The organism is Streptomyces umbrinus (assembly GCF_030817415.1).
Lineage (GTDB): Bacteria > Actinomycetota > Actinomycetes > Streptomycetales > Streptomycetaceae > Streptomyces > Streptomyces umbrinus_A.
The window spans coordinates 9,524,562-9,544,147 of the sequence record NZ_JAUSZI010000002.1; the positions used below are offsets into that span (position 1 = coordinate 9,524,562).

The following is a 19,586-nucleotide window of genomic DNA, read 5'->3' on the forward strand; positions in this document are numbered from 1 at the left end:
CTTAACGCATGGCCGCGCAGATCAACCCCAGCATCCTGTCCGCCGACTTCGCCCGCCTTGCCGAGGAGGCAAAGGCGGTGGAAGGGGCTGACTGGCTCCATGTCGACGTGATGGACAACCATTTCGTCCCGAACCTCACGCTAGGTGTGCCGGTCGTAGAGTCTCTGGCGCGTGCTACGGACACGCCGCTGGACTGCCATCTGATGATCGAGGACGCCGATCGGTGGGCACCGCAGTACGTAGAAGCGGGTGCCGGTTCCGTCACCTTCCACGTCGAGGCGGCCGCCGCACCCGTGCGGCTCGCCCGTGAGATCCGGGCCAAGGGCGCCCGGGCCTCCATGGCCCTGCGGCCCGCGACCCCCATCGAGCCGTACGAGGATCTGCTCCCCGAGCTCGACATGTTGCTGATCATGACCGTCGAGCCGGGCTTCGGAGGCCAGGCTTTTCTCGACATCATGCTGCCGAAGATCCGCCGCACCCGCGAGTTGATCAACAAGCACGGCCTGGAGCTGTGGCTGCAGGTCGACGGCGGGGTCTCGGCCTCCACCATCGAGCGCTGCGCCGAGGCGGGCGCCGACGTCTTCGTCGCCGGTTCGGCGGTGTACGGGGCGGCCGACCCCGCCCAGGCGGTACGTGCATTGCGCACGCAGGCGGAGGAGGCGACGGCCCAGGCAGCATGGGCATGCGACCACTGAGCCAAGGGAACGTGAACGCCGCCCCTCAGGGCTGATCAAGTACGCCGGATCTGCAAGGATGAACGGCGAATCCAGAGTGTGAACAGCAGTGAGGAGATCGCCGTGTCGGGTATGTCGGCGGGCCGGTCGGCCATGCGGATGGGACCCGCTGAGCTGGTGCAGGCGGCGGCCATGGCCCGCCGTTTCTACCTAGAGGGCAAGTCCAAGATCCAGATCGCCGAGGAGTTCGGCGTCAGCCGCTTCAAGGTGGCCCGGGTCCTGGAAACCGCCCTCGAACGGGATCTCGTGAGGATCGAGATCCGCGTCCCCGCCGAGCTGGACGCGGAGCGCTCGGACGCGCTGCGCGCCCGTTACGGCCTGCGGCATGCCGTCGTGGTGGAGTCCCCGGCCGAGGCCGAGGAGTCGCCCGACCCGGAGAACCTCGGTGAGGTCGCCGCCGACCTGCTCGGTGAACTCGTCGCCGAGGGCGATGTGCTCGGCCTCGCCTGGGGCCGCTCCACCATCCACATGGCGGCCGCGCTCGACCGGCTGCCGCCGTGCACGGTGGTGCAGTTGACGGGTGTCTACGACGCCGGGACGGCCGAGCGCGGCTCGGTCGAGGCGGTCCGCCGGGCCGCCCAGGTCTCCGGCGGGGACGCCCATCCCATCTACGCGCCGATGCTGCTCCCTGACGTGGCCACCGCGGCCGCGCTGCGCAGCCAGACGGGGATCGCCCGCGCCTTCGAGTACTTCGACAAGGTCACCGTCGCCTGCGTGTCGATCGGCTCCTGGGAGGCGGGCATCTCGACGGTGCACGACATGCTCACCGAGGAGGAGCGCGCCCACTACGCCACCCTCGGTGTGGCCGCCGAGATGTCCGCGCACCTCTTCGACTCCGAGGGCCGTCGCGTCGGCCGGGACCTGGGCGAGCGGTGCATCACCGTCGAGGCCGACCGGCTGCGGCGGATCCCCGAGGTCGTCGCGATCGCAGGCGGTCAGCGCAAGGCGGCTGCCATCGACGCGGTACTGCGCTCCGGCCTCGTCACCAGCCTGGTGACGGACACGGCGGCCGCGGACTACCTGATGACGGCGGGTTCGACCCCGCGCCCCGCCCTGAACCGGGCGGACCCGGACGGGCCCTGAGCCCGCAACGCTCCGACGGCGGCTCGGCGACGCGCCGCGTGGGGACGGCTGTGGCAGCATCGACGACATGCTGCTCCGGTCCGTCCCCCGCCTGTTTCCGGGGCTGTTCCTCTGTCTCGTCGGGTGTCTCGTCGCGGTGCTGCTGACCGGCTGTTCGTCGTCGGACACCACGACAGGGACAGGCGTCGGCACCGGGTCGGCCACGAGCGCCTCGGCCCCCTCCTGGGCCGCGGGGAAGGGGGCGGTCGAGGAGGCGCGGCTTCCCGCCGAGGCCCGTCGGACACTCGCCCTCATCGACGAAGGCGGCCCCTTCCCGTACGCCAAGGACGGCTCCGTGTTCGGGAACTTCGAGCGGGAGCTGCCGCGGCACGAGCGCGGCTACTACCGGGAGTACACGGTGCGGACGCCCGGCGAGCGGAACCGCGGAGCCCGGCGCATTGTCATGGGGCAGGGCGGCGAGGTCTACTACACCGATGATCACTACAACTCCTTCAGGGCGGTGCTGAGATGACGTACGACGTGGCGGGCCGCCACGTGGTCGCGCTGGACCTCGACGGCGTCGCGGACAAGGCGGGCCTCATGGAGCGCTGCGTAAGCGCCCTGGAGCTGCCGGACTGGTTCGGGCGCAACTGGGACGCGCTGGCCGACAGCCTCGGCGATTCTTCCGTCTGGCCCGCGCCCGCCACGGAGAAGGGGCTGCTCGTCGTCGTCACCGGCTGGCAGCCGTACGCGAAGGCGCGGCCCGACGAGTGGGAGACCGCGAGGGACGTGTTCGCCCAGGCGGCGGACGGCACCCCGGCGCTCACCGTGGCGCTGGTCCTTGGAGGATCCCACCAGTAGCCCCCTGACCAGCCTGGACGATCGGCCCGGGGCGTGTTCACCCACCGACATGGGACAATGAGGTACGTGCTCTTCCCTCGTGCTGTCCTGTTCGGGGGCCACCTCTGAACGACTGGGATGTGCAGCACGTGCGTTTCCTCAACGACATCCAGCCCGCGTACGACCTGACGTACGACGACGTCTTCATGGTGCCGAGCCGCTCCGCGGTCGGTTCGCGGCAGGGCGTCGACCTGGCTTCGCCGGACGGCAGCGGGACCACGATTCCGCTGGTGGTCGCCAACATGACGGCCATCGCGGGCCGTCGGATGGCCGAGACGCTGGCCCGCCGGGGCGGGCTCGTCGTCATTCCGCAGGACATCCCGATCGAGGTCGTCACCGAGGTCGTCTCCTGGGTCAAGAGCCGTCATCTCGTCCTGGACACCCCGATCGTGCTGGCCCCGCACCAGACCGTCGCCGACGCGCTGTCCCTGCTGCCGAAGCGCGCGCACAACGCCGGTGTCGTGGTGGACGACGAGGGCAGGCCGGTCGGCGTGGTCACCGACGCCGACCTGAGCGGCGTCGACCGCTTCACGCAGCTGTCCGAGGTCATGTCCCGGGACCTGCTGCTGCTCGACGCGGACATCGAGCCGGGCGAGGCGTTCAACAGGCTCGACCACGCGAACCGCCGCTACGCCCCCGCCGTGGACAAGGACGGCCGCCTCGCCGGCATCCTCACCCGCAAGGGCGCCCTGCGCGCCACGCTCTACACACCGGCCACCGACGCGGACGGCAGGCTGCGCATCGCGGCCGCCGTCGGCATCAACGGCGATGTCGCGGGCAAGGCCAAGCAGCTCCTCGCGGCCGGCGTCGACACGCTCGTCGTGGACACCGCGCACGGCCACCAGGAGTCGATGATCGCCGCGGTCAAGGCGGTCCGCGGGCTCGACCCCCACGTGCCGATCGTCGCCGGCAACATCGTCGCCGCCGAGGGCGTACGCGACCTCATCGAGGCCGGCGCGGACATCATCAAGGTCGGTGTCGGACCGGGCGCCATGTGCACCACGCGCATGATGACCGGTGTGGGCCGCCCGCAGTTCTCGGCCGTGCTCGAATGCGCCGCAGAGGCGAAGAAGTTCGGCAAGCACGTCTGGGCCGACGGCGGTGTCCGCCACCCGCGCGACGTCGCCATGGCGCTGGCCGCGGGCGCGTCGAACGTCATGATCGGCTCCTGGTTCGCCGGTACGTACGAGTCGCCGGGCGACCTCCAGCAGGACGCCAACGGCCGCCTCTACAAGGAGTCGTTCGGCATGGCGTCCGCGCGCGCGGTGCGCAACCGCACGTCCGAGGAGTCGGCGTACGACCGCGCCCGCAAGGCCCTGTTCGAGGAGGGCATCTCGACCTCGCGGATGTTCCTCGACCCGTCCCGGCCGGGCGTCGAGGACCTGATCGACTCGATCATCGCGGGCGTCCGCTCCTCCTGCACGTACGCCGGTGCCAACTCCCTGGAGGAGTTCGCCGAGCGGGCCGTCGTCGGCATCCAGAGCGCGGCGGGTTACGCGGAGGGCAAGCCGCTGCACGCAAGCTGGAGCTGACGCAACTCCCTTCCGTACGGCCCTCGTTGTCCCGCACGCCGGGAGAACGGGGGCCGTGCCGTGTCCCGATGTCGCTAGGGTCGGGCGGATGAGGATCGACATCTGCAGGGCCGAGGACATCGCGGTTCTGGAGCGGTTCATGCCCTCGCACAGCGTGGACGGGAGTCACGGGGCACGGTTCGCGCGGCAGGAGGCCGGTGACAGCAGCTATCTGATCCCCTGGCTCGACGGCCTGCCCGTCGGTCACGCGGAGGTCCGCTGGACCGGTTGCGAGGCTCCCGAGGTGCGGGCGGCCCGGCCGGGCTGTCCCGAGCTCAACGGGCTCTTCGTCTGGCCCGCGTCGCTCCGCTCGCGGGGCATCGGAACGGCGCTGGTGCGTGCCGCCGAGGAACGGGCGGTCGCCCGCGGAACCGGGCTCATGGGGCTCGGCGTGGGCGACGACAACCCACAGGCCGCGCGGCTCTACGCACGGCTCGGCTACCGGCCCGCCGTGTCGTACGTCGACCGCTGGGCGTATCTCGACGTGGACGGGGAGCGTCGCGAGTGTGCCGACCCGTGTGTCTTCCTGGTCAAGGATCTGTCGTCAAGCTCCCTTGACGTCAAGCCTGCCTGACGGGATGCTGGGGCCATGACGACACCGCAGAGCATCGAGCTCCAGTACACGCTGCTGACCGCCGTGGCCCGTCTCGACGCGCTGCGCATACGGGAGTCGCTGGCCGGGGCGGGGAGCGACGAGGAGGCCCTCGACCGGGGCGAGCTGCTCGAACTGCTCGCGCTGAGCGAGGTGGTGGCCCGCAAGGCCGCGTACGGGCGGCAGTTGAGCGTGCGCGCGGCGCGTCGGGCCGGGGCGTCCTGGTCGCAGATCGGGGCGGCCCTGGGTACCAGCAAGCAGGCCGCCTGGGAGGCCCACAACCGGTGGATCGACGAGCAGGCGGCGGTTCACGGGCGGCCGGGGCAGTTGGGTTTCGACGAGGACGACGTGGCCGAGGCGCGGGCCCTCGCGGGGGATCCGGACGGGGTCTGACGAGTCCTGATCGGGCGGGCCCCGGGGCCTGTCCTGCGATGGGGGGGCGGGCGGAGGGGCGTCCTGAGTGGGTGGCTTTCGGGGCTGCCCTGCCGTCGGGCGAGAGCGGTTTGCTGGGCCTGCGCGGCGGTCGAGCGAAGGGTTCCGGCGGCGGGCCGAGGGACGTTCTGCGTGGGTGGCTCGGGCCTGCCCTGCTTCCGGCGGAGGGCAGGCGCGAAGGGCCTCCCGAGCCTGTGCGGCGGCCCGGGCCAAGGGCTTCGGCGGTGGCCTGACGGCGGGCCGCGCCCGACCCGACGGGGGGCCCGCGCAACGGTCGAAAGGCCCCGCGCAACGAACACGCGCCTGTCCGCGATCAACGCAACGATCTTGCGGAGGCGCGCAAGGTTGCTGCATTACGGCTGGAAAGGCTGTCCTCGTAGAGTCATGCGCTGAACGTAGTGTGGCGGGGACCCCGTGCACGGTGGTCCCCTTCCTTCGGACTGCCGTGGGGCCGCGCCGCCCTGACCGGCAGCGATGAAGGAGCCAGCCGCGTGCTCGACCACGGCGCACCCCCGCAGTCCCGCAGTCACCCCACCCCCGAGCCCCCGGGAGCCGGCGCGCGTCTGATGCGCCGCAAGCCCGTGGAGAGCCTGGTCGCGGAGGGTGGCCAGGGCGAGGGCGGCAGCCTGCGGCGCTCCCTCGGCCTCTGGCAGCTGACGATGATCAGCATCGGCGCCACGCTCGGCACCGGCATCTTCGTGGTGCTCGGCGAGGCCGTCCCCAAGGCGGGCCCGGCCGTCACCGTCTCCTTCGTGATCGCCGGCCTTACGGCCCTCTTCTCCGCCCTCTCGTACGCCGAGCTGGCGGGCACCATCCCGGTCGCCGGATCCTCGTACTCGTATGCGTACGCAACCATGGGCGAGCTCATCGCCTGGATCTGCGGCTGGTGTCTGGTCCTGGAGTACGGAGTCTCCGTCGCGGCCGTCGCCGTCGGCTGGGGCGAGTATCTGAACGAGCTGCTCGACGGCACGATCGGCGTCACCATCCCGGACGCGCTCTCGGCGCCACCCGGTGACGGCGGCGTCTTCAACCTGCCCGCGCTCATCGTCGTACTGCTCGCCATGGCGTTCCTGCTCGGCGGCGCCCGCGAGTCCGCGCGCGCCAACACCGTCATGGTCGTCGTGAAGATCGCCGCGCTGCTGCTGTTCTGCGCGATCGGCATCCAGGGCTTCCGCTCCGGCAACTACGAGAACTTCATGCCGCTCGGCATGGCGGGCGTCAGCGCCGCCGGAGCGACCCTCTTCTTCTCGTACATCGGGTTCGACGCAGCCTCCACTGCGGGCGAGGAAGCCAAGAACGCCCAGCGTGACCTGCCGCGCGCGATCATGCTCTCCCTGATCATCGTGACCGCGCTGTACGTGCTCGTCGCGGCCGTCGCCGTCGGCGCCAAGCCCTGGCAGGGCTTCACCGACTCGGAGGCCGCGCTCGCCGGGATCATGAAGGACGTCACCGGAGACGCCTTCTGGGGCACGCTGCTCGCGGCCGGCGCGGTCATCGCCATCGCCAGTGTCGTACTGACCGTGCTCTACGGGCAGACCCGCATCCTCTTCGCCATGTCCCGCGACGGGCTCGTGCCCAAGGTCTTCTCGCGCGTCCACCAGAAGACCGGTACGCCCCGCGTCAACACGGTCATCGTGTCCCTGTTCTGCGGTGTCCTCGCCGCCGCGATTCCGCTCGGGCAGCTCGCCGACGCGACCAGCATCGGCACGCTGTTCGCTTTCGCGCTGGTCAATGTGGCCGTCGTGGTGCTGCGGCGTACGCGTCCCGAGATGCCCCGTACGTTCCGGGTGCCGCTGTCGCCGGTGATGCCCGCGCTGGGCTTCGCCTTCTGTGTGTGGATGATGGGCAGCCTCGACACCGTGACCTGGGTCGTCTTCGGGGTCTGGATGGCCGTCGGGCTCGTGTTCTACTTCAGTTACGGCTATCGCCGCTCCCGTCTCGCCACTCCAGAGAAGTGATCCACCCGCAGTGCTGAACGATCTCGACGAACGCATCGTGCACGCCCTCGCCGAGGACGCCCGCCGCTCCTATGCCGACATCGGGCAGGAGGTGGGGCTGTCCGCGCCCGCGGTGAAACGGCGGGTGGACCGGTTGCGGGCGACCGGGGCGATCACCGGGTTCACCGTTCGGGTCGACCCCGCCGCGCTCGGGTGGGAGACCGAGGGGTTCGTCGAGATCTACTGCCGGCGGAACACCTCGCCGGAGACGATTCAGCGGGGGCTTGAGCGGTATCAGGAGGTTGTGGCCGCGTCCACCGTCACGGGGGAGGCGGATGCGATGGTGCAGGTTTTCGCTTCTGACATGCGGCATTTCGAGCGGGTGCTTGAGCGGATCGCGGGCGAGCCGTTTGTGGAGCGGACCAAGTCCGTGTTGGTGCTTTCGCCTTTGTTGCGGAGGTTTTCTTCGGGGTCGCCCACGTAAGTGGTTGTGCGGGGTGGTGTTGCGGCTGCGGGTTCGTTGTGGCTGGTCGCGAGTTCCCCGCGCCCCTGAAGATTGCGCAGTTCCCCGCGCCCCTGAAGATTGCGCAGTTCCCCGCGCCCCTGAAGATTGCGCAGTTCCCCGCGCCCCTTGAGGGGCGCCCCCCGTTCGTAGTCGTGTGCGGGGCGGTGAGGGCTGAGCGCGCAGTTCCTCGCGCCCCTGGAGGGGCCGGGGTCAGAAGTCGGACTGGCCTGATTGGCGGGCCAAGGCGTTGTTGGCTATGGAGTTGTGGACGCTGAAGGTGATGGCGTCCGGGCGGTAGCGGTCGTCGGACCATTCGACCGGGCGGCCCTCGCGGGTTGTCGTGACGCGGCGGACGCGTAGGAGAGGGCTGGTGCGGCGGACGTCGAGGAGTTCGGCGTCCTGGGCGCCGGCGGCCACCGCGTCGATGACGTGCTCGCCGTAGGCGAAGACGAGGCCGGTGTCCTCGTACAGGCGCTGGGTGACCGAGGGGCAGTCCGGTTCGACGGCCTCGACGGCGGGGGAGATCCAGGCCGCGTAGACCGTGCGCTCCAGGAGGACCGGGTCGCCGTCCAGGCCGCGTACGCGCAGGACGTGCAACACCGGGGTGCCCGCGGGCAGTTGGAGGCGGACGGAGTCCTCGGGTGTGGCCGGGCGGTACTGCGACGACACCACGTGGCCCGTCGCCTCGCGGCCCATCGCGCGGGCCCACTGGGCGAAGGAGCGCAGCTCCTCGAAGGACTGGCTGCGGCGGCTCGCGAGGACCACGCGGCGTGCGCCCTGCCGGGAGCCGATGAGGCCCTCGGCGGTCAGGGCGGCGACGGCCTGGCGGACGGTACCGCGGGAGACGCCGTAGCGGGACGCGAGGTCGGTCTCGGTGGGCAGTCGACTGCCCACCGTGTACTCCTCGCGGTCGATCGCCTGCCTGAGTTCCTCGGCGATCTCCTCGTGTCGCGTCGCCATGCTCCCCCTCTGTGCGCAGATGTGTACCCCTTGATCAGCCTAGACGAGGATCGCTGGTGACACGTGCGCCCGGCGAGTGGCAGCGAAATCAAGGGTCACGGTTTCGACAATGTTTACGAACAGGTCATCAATGGCGGGCCTACTGGGGCCAACTTGTTCAGACAAGTTCTGCTGACAAGCTCTGCGTCTCGTGTGATCCCTGCGCGCCCCCTGGAGAAGAACGTGACCGTGTCCCTGCCCAGAACAGCCGTCTTCGTCGGCGCCGCCGCACTCGCCATGAGTGCCTGCGGCGCGGCCCCCGACGACGCGTCCACCACCACCGACGGCAAGAGCGCCGCCACCGCGACCTCCGCCGAGGCCTTCGGCGGCATGGACGCACTCGTCAAGGCGGCCAAGAAGGAGGGCACGCTGCAGGCGATCGCTCTGCCCCGCGACTGGGCCAACTACGGCGCCCTCATCGACGGCTTCCAGAAGAAGTACGGCATCAAGATCGAGGTCGAGAACCCCGACGGCAGCAGCCAGGACGAGATCAACGCCGTGACGTCGCGGAAGGGACAGGACCGGGCGCCCGACGTCCTCGACCTGGGCAGCTCCTTCGCGCTCAGCGCCGCCCAGCAGGGACTCCTCGCGCCCTACAAGGTCGCGGGCTTCGCCGACATCCCCGAGGGACAGAAGGACGCGAAGGGCCGCTGGTTCAACGACTACGGCGGCTACATCTCCATCGGCTGCGACGCCAAGCGCGTGAAGACCTGCCCGACCACCTTCGCGGACCTGCTGAAGCCGCAGTACAAGGGGCAGGTCGCGCTCAACGGCAACCCCACCAAGTCCGGTTCGGCCTTCGGCGGCGTCTGGGCGGCCTCCCTCGCGAGCGGCGGCTCCTTCGACGACATCCAGCCCGGCCTCGACTTCTTCGCCAAGCTGAAGAAGAACGGCAACTACACGCCCGTCGAGTCGACTCCCGCCACGGTCGAGAAGGGCGAGACGCCGATCAGTATCGACTGGGACTATCTCAACGCCGGGTACGCCGACGAGTTCAAGAAGAAGGGGCTCGACTGGAAGGTCGCGGTCCCGTCCGACGGCAAGTTCTCCCAGTACTACTCGCAGGCCATCAACAAGGACGCACCGCATCCGGCGGCCGCCCGCCTGTGGCAGGAGTACCTCTACAGCGCCGAGGGCCAGAACCTCTGGCTCAAGGGCTACGCCCGCCCGGCCCTGATGACCGCCATGGAGAAGGCGGGCACGCTCGACAAGACCGCGGCCGCCAAGCTCCCCGAGGTCTCCGGGACGCCCTCCTTCCCGACCGAGGCCCAGCAGAGCAAGGCCAAGACCGTGCTCGGCCAGGGCTGGGGCAAGGCCGTCGCCGGATGACCGCGACCCTCACCCGTGTGGACGTGGCGCCCGTCGCTTCCCCGAAGCGGCGGCGCCACGCGCCCGGCTGGCTCGCCGTGGTCCCGCTGCTCGCCTTCGTGGCGCTCGCCTTCGGGATCCCCGCGCTGGCCATGCTGAACGGCGCGTTCACCGTCAAGGACCCGGCCACCGGGGCGACTTCGTACACCACGGCGAACCTGACCGCCTCGCTGAAGGGCGCGTACCTCACCGCCCTGCTCGGCAGCGTCAAGCTGTCGGCCGTCTCGGCGGTCATCTCGACGGTGTTCGGCCTGCTGGTCGCCCAGGCCGTGGTGACCTCCCGCTTCCGCGCGCTGCGCGAGGCCGTGCTCACCGCGTCCGGCGTGCTCGCCAACTTCGGCGGTGTCCCGCTGGCCTTCGCGTTCGTCGCCACCCTCGGCAACTCCGGTGTCCTGACCCGCCATCTGGGCCTCGCCGACAAGGGCTGGAGCCTCTACAGCTTCTCGGGTCTGGTGATCGTCTATCTCTACTTCCTGATCCCGCTGATGGTCCTCACCATCACCCCCGCCCTCGACGGACTGCGCGTCCAGTGGCGTGAGGCCGCGCGGAACAACGGGGCCACGGCCGTCCAGTACTGGCGGCACATCGCCCTGCCCGTCCTCGCGCCCTCCCTCCTCGGCGGATTCGTGCTGCTCTTCGGCAGCGCCTTCGCCGCGTACGCCACCGCCGCGGCCATGGTGGGCAGTTCCGTCCCGCTGGTCACCCTCCAGATCGCCGACGCCATCTCCGGCAACGTCCTGGTCGGCCAGGAGAACGTGGCGCTCGCCCTCAGCCTCGACATGGTCCTCGTCGCGGGCCTGGTGATGGCCGTGTACCTGCCCCTGCAACGACGGAGCGCGCGATGGCTCGACAACTGAACCGGTCCGTACGTCCCTGGCGCGGGGCCGTCCTCGCCGGCGCCGCGCTCTACTTCCTGGTGCCGCTGGCCGCGTCCGTCGTCTTCACGGTCGACGTGCCGGGGCAGGGCGTCACCTTCGACGCGTACACGCAGATCTTCGGCACCGACGGGTTCGTCTCCAGTCTGCTGCTCTCGCTGGAACTGGCCGCCGCCACCATCGCGATCGTGCTGCTGCTGATGGTGCCCGCCATGGTCGCGCTGAGGCTCGGCGCTCCGAAGCTGCGGCCCGTCGTCGAGATCGTCTGCTCGCTGCCGCTCGTCGTCCCGCCCATCGCGTTCGTCGCCGGGATCGGCACGGTCCTGAAGTGGGGACCCGAACACCTCTCCCGCACCCCGCTGTTCCAGACGTTCGTGTCGATCCAGAACCCCGACTTCCCGTTCGTCCTCGTCCTCGCGTACGTCGTGATGGCGCTGCCGTTCGTGTACCGGGCCCTGGACGCCGGGCTGCGCGCGATGGACGTACGCACCCTCGTCGAGGCGGCCCGCAGCTGTGGCGCGGGCTGGCCGCAGGCGCTCGTACGGGCCGTGCTGCCGAACCTGCGCGGGGCGCTGCTCAACGCGTCGTTCCTCACGCTGGCCCTGGTGCTCGGCGAGTTCACCGTCGCCCAGCTGCTCGGCTTCCAGCCGTTCGCCGTGTGGATCGTCAACGTCAGCGGTTCGCAGGCCCAGTTGTCCGTCGCCGTCTCCGTGCTCAGCCTGCTCGTCACGTGGGCACTCCTTCTCGCGCTCGCCGGGTTCGGCGGGCGCTCCCGTACCGCTCCCCGGGGATGAACCATGACCGCAACCACGCTTGAGAAGGCGGCCACGACGGCCGCGACCGTCGAATTCCGGGGCCTGCGCCGGGAGTTCGGCCGGACCGTCGCCCTCGACGGGCTCGACCTGACCGCACGGCCCGGCGAACTCCTCGCCCTGCTCGGCCCGTCCGGCTGCGGCAAGACCACTGCCCTGCGGATGCTCGCCGGGTTCGAACACCCCGACTCCGGCGAGGTGTTGGTCGACGGCGAGGACGTCACGCGCGTCCCGGCCCACCGCCGCGACGCCGGGATGGTCTTCCAGTCGTACAGCCTCTTCCCGCACCTCAGCGCGCTCGACAACGTCGCCTTCGGGCTGCGGATGCGCAAGGTGCGTACGACCGAACGGCAGGCGCGCGCGGCCGAGTTGCTCGAACTCGTCGGGCTCGGTGACAAGGGCGGGAACTTCCCGCACCAGCTCTCCGGCGGTCAGCAGCAGCGCGTCGCGCTCGCCCGCGCGCTCGCCCTGCGGCCCCGTGTCCTGCTCCTGGACGAACCGCTGTCGGCACTCGACGCCAAGGTGCGGCTCACCCTGCGCGAGGAGATCCGCCGGCTCCAGCAGGAACTCGGCATCACCACCCTGTTCGTGACACATGATCAGGAGGAGGCGTTGTCGATGGCGGACCGGGTCGCCGTGATGCGCGCCGGGCGGCTCGAACAGTGCGCCGCTCCGGCCGAGTTGTACGGCCGGCCCGCGACCGCGTTCGTCGCCGAGTTCGTCGGCACGATGAGCCGCATACCGGGGCGCGTGGCCGACGGGACGGTCGACGTGCTCGGGCAGCGGCTGCCGGTCGACGGTGAGGCGCCAACCTCGCCCGAGGTGGACGTGCTCGTACGGCCCGAGGCGGTGCGGGTGACGGCCGAGGATGCCTCGGACGCCCGGGTCGTCGCCTCCGCCTTCCTCGGCGCGGCCACCCGCGTCACCGTCCGGCTCGCCGACGGCACCGAGGTGAAGGCCGACCTGCCGACCCACGAGGCCGCCGCACTGGGAGCGGGCGCCGCCGTGACCGTGAGCCTGCCGGAGCGTCCCGTCCTGGTCGCCGACCGCCTGTGAGAGAGAGCCGCGTGCCCCCCCACATCCCCCACACCACCCCTGCCACCGACACCCCTCGCCGCCCCCAACAGCCTCTCCAGGCCGTCCTGTTCGACATGGACGGGACCCTCGTGGACACCGAGCGGCTGTGGTGGGAGGCGGTCGAGCACGTCGCGGCGGGGCTCGGCCGGTCGCTCACGGAGGCCGACGAGGAGGACGTGCTCGGGCGGCCCGTCGAGCACACCGCCGAGATGCTGAGCCGGGCCACGGGCGCCCCGTTGGCCGAGGTCGCCGCCGATCTGCACCGGGAGTTCGCCGTCCGGGTGCGCTCCGGTGTCGTGGCCAGGCCCGGCGCGCTCCGGCTCCTCGACGCGTTGGCCGCAGACGGCGTGCCCACCGCTCTGGTGACCGCGTCGCCGCGCGTCATCGCGGACCTCGTCGTCGAGGGCCTGGGCGCAGGCCGCTTCGCGGTCACCGTCACCGCCGACGACACCCCGCGCACCAAGCCCGCCCCCGACCCGTATCTCGCCGCCTGCCGCGCCCTCGGCGTCGAACCCGCCTCCTGCGTGGCCGTCGAGGACACCCGGACCGGTGTCTCCTCGGCGGAGGCGGCGGGCTGCGCGGTACTCGCGGTGCCCTCGCTCGCCCCGATCGCCGCCGCGCCGGGCCGCACGGTCCGGGAGAGTCTGGAGGACGTGACCCCGGCCGGACTGCGCGACATGATCACCACCCGTGAGGCGCCTGAAGCGTCTGACTCTTCCGGCCTGCGTGAACTTCGCGTGATGAGCTGGAACCTCTGGTACGGCGGCACCAAGGTCCGCCATCACCGTGAGAAGCAGCTCAAGATCATCCTGGGGTCCGGAGTCGACGTGGTCGGCCTGCAGGAGACGTACGGCACCGCCGCCCGGGAACTCGCCGAAGCGCTGGGCTGGGCGTACCACCAGGCGGGCGAGAACCTCGGCGTCATCAGCCGGTATCCGATCACCGGCCGGCTGGGCGCCGCGGACCTCGGCTTCTACGGGGGGACCGGCGTACGCGTCACGCTCGGCGCGGACCAGGACGTCGTGCTGTGGAGCGCCCACCTCGACTACACGCCGTACGGCCCGTACGAGGCCTCCTTCGACGGGCTCGCCGGGCCCGAACTGGCGGCCCACGAGTCGGTACGGCTGGGGCAGATGCGGGAGATCCTGGCCGCGATGGCCCCGGACCTGGCGGCGCGCGACACCACTCCGGTCCTCCTGGTCGGCGACTTCAACGCACCCTCCCACCTGGATCGCGACGACTCCGAGTGGCCGGTGACCAGGGCAGCGGAGGAGGCCGGCCTGCGCGACTCCTACCGGGAGGCGCACCCCGACCCGGTCCGGAGCCCCGGCCACACCTGGTCGCCGGTCCACACGGAGCACGAGGACGGCAGCGGACGCCCGGAGCCGCAGGACCGGATCGACTACGTCCTGTACGCGGGCGCCGGACTCAGGGTCCTCGGCTCCCGGACCCTCGTCACCGGCACTCCGCGCACCTGGCCCGACGTCGAGGACAACGACTGGCCTTCGGACCACGCGGCGGTGATCACGACGTTCTCGCTGGGCGGGGGAGACAGGTCCCGCCCGAGCGCCCTGTAAGGGGCGCGGGGCCGTATCGATATGCGGCTCCGCCGCGGGGCGCGACCAGCCCCCACCGGGCCGCAGAATCACCAGCGCGCCCCCAGCGGAGCGCCTAGCATTGCTGTCATGACCTGGCGACATTGATCCACCAGCCGTGCCTCCCGAGGGGCCCGAGGACCGCCTCGGACGCCGTATCTCCGGCGTCCGAACTGTCCCTGCGGTCCCTGCGGGAAGGCCTCATGACTCTCTCACCTGCGCGTGCGCCCGGCACCGGCCCTGGCTCCGGCCCCGCCGTCCGGCGGCTGACGGCCACGCTGTACGGCTACGCGTTCCTCGACGACTTCGTCCTGCTCTACCCGGTCTACGCCCTGCTGTTCAGCGACACGGGGCTCACCGTCTGGCAGATCTCCTCGCTGTTCTGCCTGTGGGCGCTGACCGGCGTCCTGCTGGAGATCCCGTCCGGCGCCTGGGCCGACGCCGTCTCGCGGCGTCTGCTGCTGTGGTTCGGACCGCTGCTCACGTCCGCCGGATTCGCCCTGTGGGTACTCGCCCCGACGTACTGGGCCTTCGCCCTCGGCTTCGTCCTCTGGGGCGCCAAGGGAGCGCTCGGCTCCGGCGCGCTGGAGGCGCTGGTCTACGAGGAGCTGGACCGGCTCGGCGCGGCCGACCGGTACGGGGCCGTCATGGGCCGGGCCCGCGCGGCCGGGCTCGTGGCCGTGATGGCGGCGATTCCGCTGGCCGGGCCGGTGTACGCGTTCGGCGGTTACCCGGCCGTCGGGCTCGCCAGTGTGCTGGCCTGCCTCCTGACGGCGGCCACCGCGACACGGTTCCCGGAGCACCGGGAACCGGCCGCCGCGGCGAAGGACGGTGAGGCGCGCCGCGAGGGACTGGGCGACGACCTGGACGAAGGACTGGGCGACGACCCCGGCGAGGGCCTGGCCGACGGACCTGGCGACGCGCTCGGTGACGGCTGGACCCGGACGCTGCGGGCCGGACTCGCCGAGGCCCGCAGCGACCGGTCCGTCCGTGGTGCCCTGCTACTGGTCCCGGCCGTCACCGCCGTGTGGGGCGCCCTCGACGAGTACACACCGCTGCTCGTCCGCGACACGGGTGTCGCGGAGAGCGCGGTGCCGAACTGGCTGTTGCTGATCTGGGCGGGCGCGACGGCAGGTGGCCTGCTCGCCGGTGTCGGCCGACGGCTGGGCACGGGCGGGTTCGCCGGGCTGCTCGCGGTCTCCGCGGTGGCGCTGGCCGCGGGGGCGTGGGTGCGGACCCCGGCCGGTATCGGCCTTGTGGCGCTCTCCTTCTGCGGGTTCCAGCTGGCGAGCGTGCTGGCCGACGCCCGGCTCCAGGACCGGATCGGCGGAACAGGCCGGGCCACCCTGACCTCGGTGGCCGGGGTGGGCACCGACCTGACCACCATCGCCGTGTACGGCGCCTACGGGGTGATCGGGTCGGCAACCACGCACGGCGCGGCCTTCGCCCTGTTCGCGGTGCCCTACCTCGTGACGGCCGCGCTGCTGGCGGCAGTCGGAAAGGGGGCCGCCGGGAAGGGAGCCGCCCGCGCCGCTAGAACTTCGGGTTCCAGGGCACGACCGTGAAGTCGCCCGTGCCCTTCTTGACCTTCTCGAAGGGCGCGGAGCCGACGCACTTGGGCAGGTCCTTCGTCTCGACGGGGTTCCCGGTGGAGGCCCAGCTGTAGCCGAGCCGGTCCTGCCGTCCGGTGTCGTGGACGGTGATGCCGACCCGCTTTCCCTTGGCGCCCGGCAGGTCCGAATCGGTGACGACCCCGGAGACGACGGCCACCTTTCCGCCGGTGACGAGGCAGTCCACCTCGGCCTTCGCCCAGGCACCGTCGCCGCCGGCGTAGTGGCTCCACTCGAAGGTGCCGGTGGCCTTCAGCGGATCGTCATTGTCCTTCGCCGCCAGATGCGCGTCGAAGGAGAACGCGATGTCGTCCCCGGCCGACCGGTACAGCTTCGCCCTGCCGGTGAGCGCGGCGGCCTCACGCTGCCGCTCACCGGCCGCGGAGGCGACGGAGGGCGCTGAGACGGCGGAGGCAGCGGAAGCAGCGGCGGGCATGGCGGGTGTTGAGGTCACTCCGGTGGCGGTCGACGTCGTGGTGGAGGCGGAGGCGGACGCGACGGCCCCGGTTGCCCCGGCGGTCACGAGCAGAGCGGCACCGAGCACGGCGGTCTTCGTACGGCGGTTCATGTCGGCCCTTCGTGGTTCGTTCGGTGGTTCGACGGCGGGTGCTGGACAGCACTCACTGTCCCGGCGCCGACGCCGCGCCACATCGCGCCGCAGGCTGCACCGGGCCTCCGCCGCCCGGCGGGGGAGTACACCCCTGCCCCGCGCCCCTGGGAGGACCGGCACTCATGCCAGGGGCGCAGGCCAGGAGAGGGCATGCCAGGGGGTGCGCAACGAATCGCCGCCGCACCGCCGACGGACGCAACGATTCGTTCACCGGCGCGCAACGGCTCCTCCTTGTCCGCCCGAGCCCGCCGCCCGTACCGTCTACGTGGCCCCCACAACCACCCTTCCGTCCGGTGAGGAACACGCATGCGCACCGCCCTGCTCCAGAGCTCCGGCCGTCCCGGCTCGGTCGTCGAGAACCTCAAGGTCCTCGACGAGGCCGCGGGCCGGGCCGCCGCCGCGGGCGCCGGGCTCCTCGCCGCCCCGGAGATGTTCCTGACCGGCTACGCGATCGGCGCCGACGCGCACCGGCTCGCCGAGCCCGCCGACGGGGACTCCGCGGACGAGATCGCCGAGATCGCCTCCCGGCACGGCGTGGCCATCGTCTACGGCTACCCGGAGCGCGCGGCGGAGCTGGTCTTCAACTCGGCCCAGCTGATCTCCGCCGACGGCACGCGCCTCGCCAACTACCGCAAGACGCACCTCTTCGGCTGCTTCGAGCAGGAGTGGTTCACCCCCGGCGACGAGCCGGTCGTCCAGGCCGAGCTCGACGGCCTCCGCGTCGGCCTGATGATCTGCTACGACGTGGAGTTCCCGGAGAACGTCCGCGCGCACGCCCTCGCCGGCACCGACTTCCTCGTGGTGCCCACGGCCCAGATGCACCCGTTCCAGTTCGTCGCCGAGTCCGTCGTACCGGTGCGCGCCTTCGAGAACCAGATGTACGTGGCGTACGTCAACAGGGTCGGTACGGAAGGGGAGTTCGAGTTCGTCGGGCTCTCCACACTGGCCGGCCCCGACGGGGGCGCCCGGGCCCGCGCCGGCCGCGGGGAGGAACTCGTCCTCGGTGACGTGGACCCCGCTCTCCTCGCCGCCTCGCGCGAGGCCAACCCGTATCTGAAGGACCGCCGCCCAGGCCTCTACGGGTCCCTCGTCTGACACCCCCGGACGGCTGACACCCCCAGCCACACCCGCCTCACCCCAGCTTTCCCGCAAGGAGTCCGTACCCCATGACGTCCACGGTGCCCCCCGCCGTCCCGCACACCGACGCGCAGCCGCCGATCACCATGTTCGGCCCGGACTTCCCGTACGCGTACGACGACTTCCTCGCGCACCCCGCGGGCCTGGGCCAGATACCGGCGACCGAGCTCGGCACCGAGGTCGCCGTCATCGGCGGCGGTCTGTCCGGCATCGTGGCCGCGTACGAGCTGATGAAGATGGGCCTCAAGCCCGTCGTGTACGAGGCCGACAAGATCGGCGGCCGGCTCCGGACAGTGGGCTTCGACGGCTGCGACCCCTCCCTCACCGCCGAGATGGGCGCGATGCGCTTCCCGCCGTCCTCCACGGCGCTCCAGCACTACATCGACCTGGTGGGGCTGCGGACCGAGCCGTTCCCCAACCCCCTTGCCGAGGCGACCCCTTCGACCGTGGTCGACCTCAAGGGTGAGTCGCACTACGCGACCAGCGTCGACGACCTGCCGCAGGTCTACCGCGACGTGATGAACGCGTGGAACGCCTGCCTCGAAGACGGCGCCGACTTCTCCGACATGAACCAGGCCATGCGCGAGCGCGACGTGCCGCGCATCCGCGAGATCTGGGCGAGGCTCGTCGAGAAGCTCGACAACCAGACCTTCTACGGCTTCCTCTGCGAGTCGGAGGCCTTCAAGTCCTTCCGGCACCGCGAGATCTTCGGCCAGGTCGGCTTCGGCACGGGCGGCTGGGACACCGACTTCCCGAACTCCATCCTGGAGATCCTGCGCGTCGTCTACACCGAGGCCGACGACCACCACCGCGGCATCGTCGGCGGCAGCCAGCAGCTCCCGCTGCGCCTGTGGGAGCGCGAGCCGCAGAAGATCGTGCACTGGGCGTACGGGACGTCGCTGGCCACTCTCCACGACGGGACGCCGCGGCCCGCGGTGACCCGCCTGAACCGTACGGCCGGCAACGGGATCACGGTCACCGACGCCTCCGGCGACATCCGTACGTACCGGGCGGCGATCTTCACCGCCCAGTCCTGGATGCTGCTGTCCAAGGTGGCCTGCGACGACGCGCTCTTCCCGATCGACCACTGGACGGCGATCGAGCGCACCCACTACATGGAGTCGAGCAAGCTCTTCGTGCCGGTCGACCGGCCGTTCTGGCTGGACAAGGCCGTCGACGACAGGGGAAATCCGACCGGGCGGGACGTCATGTCGATGACGCTCACCGACCGCATGACGCGCGGCACCTACCTCCTCGACGACGGGCCGGACAGGCCCGCCGTCATCTGCCTCTCCTACACCTGGTGCGACGACAGCCTGAAGTGGCTGCCGCTGTCCGCGAACGAGCGGATGGAGGTCATGCTGAAGTCGCTCGGCGAGATCTACCCGAAGGTCGACATCAGGAAGCACATCATCGGCAACCCGGTGACCGTGTCCTGGGAGAACGAGCCCTACTTCATGGGCGCGTTCAAGGCCAACCTGCCCGGCCACTACCGCTACCAGCGGCGCCTGTTCACCCACTTCATGCAGGACCGGCTGCCCGAGGACAAGCGGGGCATCTTCCTCGCGGGCGACGACATCTCCTGGACGGCCGGCTGGGCCGAGGGAGCCGTACAGACCGCTCTCAACGCAGTCTGGGGCGTCATGCACCACTTCGGCGGCGGCACGGACCCGGCCAACCCGGGCCCGGGCGACGTATACGACGAGATCGCCCCGGTGGAACTGCCGGAGGACTGAGGACAGGACGAGTCGGACCCACCCCGCCCCGTCA

The 19,586-nt window shown here is 71.2% G+C and carries 19 protein-coding genes; 17 read left to right on the plus strand and 2 right to left on the minus strand.

The genetic code is table 11. From position 1 onward, the window contains the following. The first annotated feature begins 8 nt into the window (after nucleotides 1–8). The 9 genes from rpe to QF035_RS42135 all read left to right on the plus strand — a co-directional run bounded on the left by rpe (nucleotide 9) and on the right by QF035_RS42135 (nucleotide 7,712). Complete coding sequence (gene rpe, locus QF035_RS42095) at nucleotides 9–695, plus strand: ribulose-phosphate 3-epimerase (protein ID WP_143635342.1); 687 nt, start codon at nucleotides 9–11, stop codon at nucleotides 693–695. 78 nt (nucleotides 696–773) lie between these two features. Beyond that, entirely contained in the window at nucleotides 774–1,817 is a 1,044-nt protein-coding gene (locus QF035_RS42100; protein ID WP_055618140.1) for a sugar-binding transcriptional regulator, read from the plus strand. Between the two features lie 67 nt (nucleotides 1,818–1,884). Continuing rightward, nucleotides 1,885–2,328: a ribonuclease domain-containing protein gene (locus tag QF035_RS42105; RefSeq protein WP_307526665.1), complete on the plus strand. Its 444-nt coding sequence runs from the start codon at nucleotides 1,885–1,887 to the stop codon at nucleotides 2,326–2,328. Next, nucleotides 2,325–2,657, plus strand: a complete 333-nt coding sequence (locus QF035_RS42110) for a barstar family protein (RefSeq protein WP_307526667.1) — start codon at nucleotides 2,325–2,327, stop codon at nucleotides 2,655–2,657. The genes QF035_RS42105 and QF035_RS42110 overlap by 4 nt, the downstream gene beginning before the upstream one ends. A gap of 128 nt (nucleotides 2,658–2,785) precedes the next feature. After that, nucleotides 2,786–4,228 (plus strand): GuaB1 family IMP dehydrogenase-related protein, encoded by a 1,443-nt coding sequence (locus QF035_RS42115; protein ID WP_307531821.1) that lies wholly within the window; start codon nucleotides 2,786–2,788, stop codon nucleotides 4,226–4,228. 88 nt (nucleotides 4,229–4,316) lie between these two features. Then, a complete protein-coding gene (locus QF035_RS42120) occupies nucleotides 4,317–4,841 on the plus strand; it encodes a GNAT family N-acetyltransferase (protein ID WP_307526669.1) in 525 nt (174 codons plus the stop codon). A 15-nt stretch (nucleotides 4,842–4,856) separates the two neighbouring features. Continuing rightward, nucleotides 4,857–5,252, plus strand: a complete 396-nt coding sequence (locus QF035_RS42125; protein ID WP_307526671.1) for a hypothetical protein — start codon at nucleotides 4,857–4,859, stop codon at nucleotides 5,250–5,252. Nucleotides 5,253–5,782: 530 nt separating this feature from the next. Next, complete coding sequence (locus tag QF035_RS42130; protein WP_307526673.1) at nucleotides 5,783–7,249, plus strand: amino acid permease; 1,467 nt, start codon at nucleotides 5,783–5,785, stop codon at nucleotides 7,247–7,249. Between the two features lie 10 nt (nucleotides 7,250–7,259). Then, nucleotides 7,260–7,712, plus strand: coding sequence for an Lrp/AsnC family transcriptional regulator (locus tag QF035_RS42135; RefSeq protein WP_055618648.1), 453 nt, complete (start codon nucleotides 7,260–7,262; stop codon nucleotides 7,710–7,712). A gap of 231 nt (nucleotides 7,713–7,943) precedes the next feature. On the opposite strand, the gene QF035_RS42140 is transcribed toward QF035_RS42135, so the two are convergent. Further along, on the minus strand, nucleotides 7,944–8,693 hold the full coding sequence (locus QF035_RS42140; protein ID WP_307526675.1) for a GntR family transcriptional regulator: 750 nt from the start codon (nucleotides 8,691–8,693) through the stop codon (nucleotides 7,944–7,946). Nucleotides 8,694–8,915: 222 nt separating this feature from the next. On the opposite strand from QF035_RS42140, the gene QF035_RS42145 reads away from it, so the two are divergent. From QF035_RS42145 to QF035_RS42170, 6 genes are all read left to right on the plus strand, one after another. Then, nucleotides 8,916–10,061 carry an ABC transporter substrate-binding protein gene (locus QF035_RS42145; RefSeq protein ID WP_307526677.1) on the plus strand — a complete coding sequence of 382 codons (1,146 nt, stop codon included), beginning with the start codon at nucleotides 8,916–8,918 and terminating at the stop codon, nucleotides 10,059–10,061. Then, nucleotides 10,058–10,957: an ABC transporter permease gene (locus QF035_RS42150; RefSeq protein ID WP_307526679.1), complete on the plus strand. Its 900-nt coding sequence runs from the start codon at nucleotides 10,058–10,060 to the stop codon at nucleotides 10,955–10,957. Before QF035_RS42145 ends, QF035_RS42150 begins: the two co-directional genes overlap by 4 nt. Beyond that, entirely contained in the window at nucleotides 10,942–11,769 is an 828-nt protein-coding gene (locus QF035_RS42155; protein ID WP_307526681.1) for an ABC transporter permease, read from the plus strand. The genes QF035_RS42150 and QF035_RS42155 overlap by 16 nt, the downstream gene beginning before the upstream one ends. A 3-nt stretch (nucleotides 11,770–11,772) precedes the next feature. Continuing rightward, nucleotides 11,773–12,843 carry an ABC transporter ATP-binding protein gene (locus tag QF035_RS42160; RefSeq protein ID WP_307526683.1) on the plus strand — a complete coding sequence of 357 codons (1,071 nt, stop codon included), beginning with the start codon at nucleotides 11,773–11,775 and terminating at the stop codon, nucleotides 12,841–12,843. A gap of 11 nt (nucleotides 12,844–12,854) precedes the next feature. Then, the gene (locus QF035_RS42165) at nucleotides 12,855–14,441 is read left to right on the plus strand and encodes an HAD-IA family hydrolase (protein WP_307526685.1); all 1,587 of its coding nucleotides are present in this window, start codon (nucleotides 12,855–12,857) and stop codon (nucleotides 14,439–14,441) included. Between the two features lie 221 nt (nucleotides 14,442–14,662). Then, nucleotides 14,663–16,024: an MFS transporter gene (locus tag QF035_RS42170; RefSeq protein WP_307526687.1), complete on the plus strand. Its 1,362-nt coding sequence runs from the start codon at nucleotides 14,663–14,665 to the stop codon at nucleotides 16,022–16,024. On the opposite strand, the gene QF035_RS42175 is transcribed toward QF035_RS42170, so the two are convergent. Next, a complete protein-coding gene (locus QF035_RS42175; RefSeq protein WP_307526689.1) occupies nucleotides 15,993–16,637 on the minus strand; it encodes a Repetin in 645 nt (214 codons plus the stop codon). The genes QF035_RS42170 and QF035_RS42175 overlap by 32 nt on opposite strands. A 348-nt stretch (nucleotides 16,638–16,985) precedes the next feature. Here QF035_RS42175 and QF035_RS42180 point away from each other — a divergent pair, with 348 nt between their 5' ends. After that, nucleotides 16,986–17,774: a carbon-nitrogen hydrolase family protein gene (locus tag QF035_RS42180; RefSeq protein WP_307526690.1), complete on the plus strand. Its 789-nt coding sequence runs from the start codon at nucleotides 16,986–16,988 to the stop codon at nucleotides 17,772–17,774. Between the two features lie 71 nt (nucleotides 17,775–17,845). Next, complete coding sequence (locus tag QF035_RS42185) at nucleotides 17,846–19,552, plus strand: flavin monoamine oxidase family protein (protein ID WP_307526692.1); 1,707 nt, start codon at nucleotides 17,846–17,848, stop codon at nucleotides 19,550–19,552. Nucleotides 19,553–19,586: the final 34 nt, after the last annotated feature.

Excerpts from the sequence above, each read along its gene's own strand:
- QF035_RS42110 (WP_307526667.1), top strand. The coding sequence starts at position 2,325 with ATGACGTACGACGTGGCGGGCCGCCACGTGGTCGCGCTGGACCTCGAC.
- QF035_RS42175 (WP_307526689.1), bottom strand. The coding sequence starts at position 16,637 with ATGAACCGCCGTACGAAGACCGCCGTGCTCGGTGCCGCTCTGCTCGTG.
- QF035_RS42140 (WP_307526675.1), bottom strand. The coding sequence starts at position 8,693 with ATGGCGACGCGACACGAGGAGATCGCCGAGGAACTCAGGCAGGCGATC.
- QF035_RS42155 (WP_307526681.1), top strand. The coding sequence starts at position 10,942 with ATGGCTCGACAACTGAACCGGTCCGTACGTCCCTGGCGCGGGGCCGTC.
- QF035_RS42120 (WP_307526669.1), top strand. The coding sequence starts at position 4,317 with ATGAGGATCGACATCTGCAGGGCCGAGGACATCGCGGTTCTGGAGCGG.
- QF035_RS42105 (WP_307526665.1), top strand. The coding sequence starts at position 1,885 with ATGCTGCTCCGGTCCGTCCCCCGCCTGTTTCCGGGGCTGTTCCTCTGT.
- rpe (WP_143635342.1), top strand. The coding sequence starts at position 9 with ATGGCCGCGCAGATCAACCCCAGCATCCTGTCCGCCGACTTCGCCCGC.
- QF035_RS42150 (WP_307526679.1), top strand. The coding sequence starts at position 10,058 with ATGACCGCGACCCTCACCCGTGTGGACGTGGCGCCCGTCGCTTCCCCG.
- QF035_RS42125 (WP_307526671.1), top strand. The coding sequence starts at position 4,857 with ATGACGACACCGCAGAGCATCGAGCTCCAGTACACGCTGCTGACCGCC.
- QF035_RS42185 (WP_307526692.1), top strand. The coding sequence starts at position 17,846 with ATGACGTCCACGGTGCCCCCCGCCGTCCCGCACACCGACGCGCAGCCG.
- QF035_RS42170 (WP_307526687.1), top strand. The coding sequence starts at position 14,663 with ATGACTCTCTCACCTGCGCGTGCGCCCGGCACCGGCCCTGGCTCCGGC.
- QF035_RS42180 (WP_307526690.1), top strand. The coding sequence starts at position 16,986 with ATGCGCACCGCCCTGCTCCAGAGCTCCGGCCGTCCCGGCTCGGTCGTC.
- QF035_RS42160 (WP_307526683.1), top strand. The coding sequence starts at position 11,773 with ATGACCGCAACCACGCTTGAGAAGGCGGCCACGACGGCCGCGACCGTC.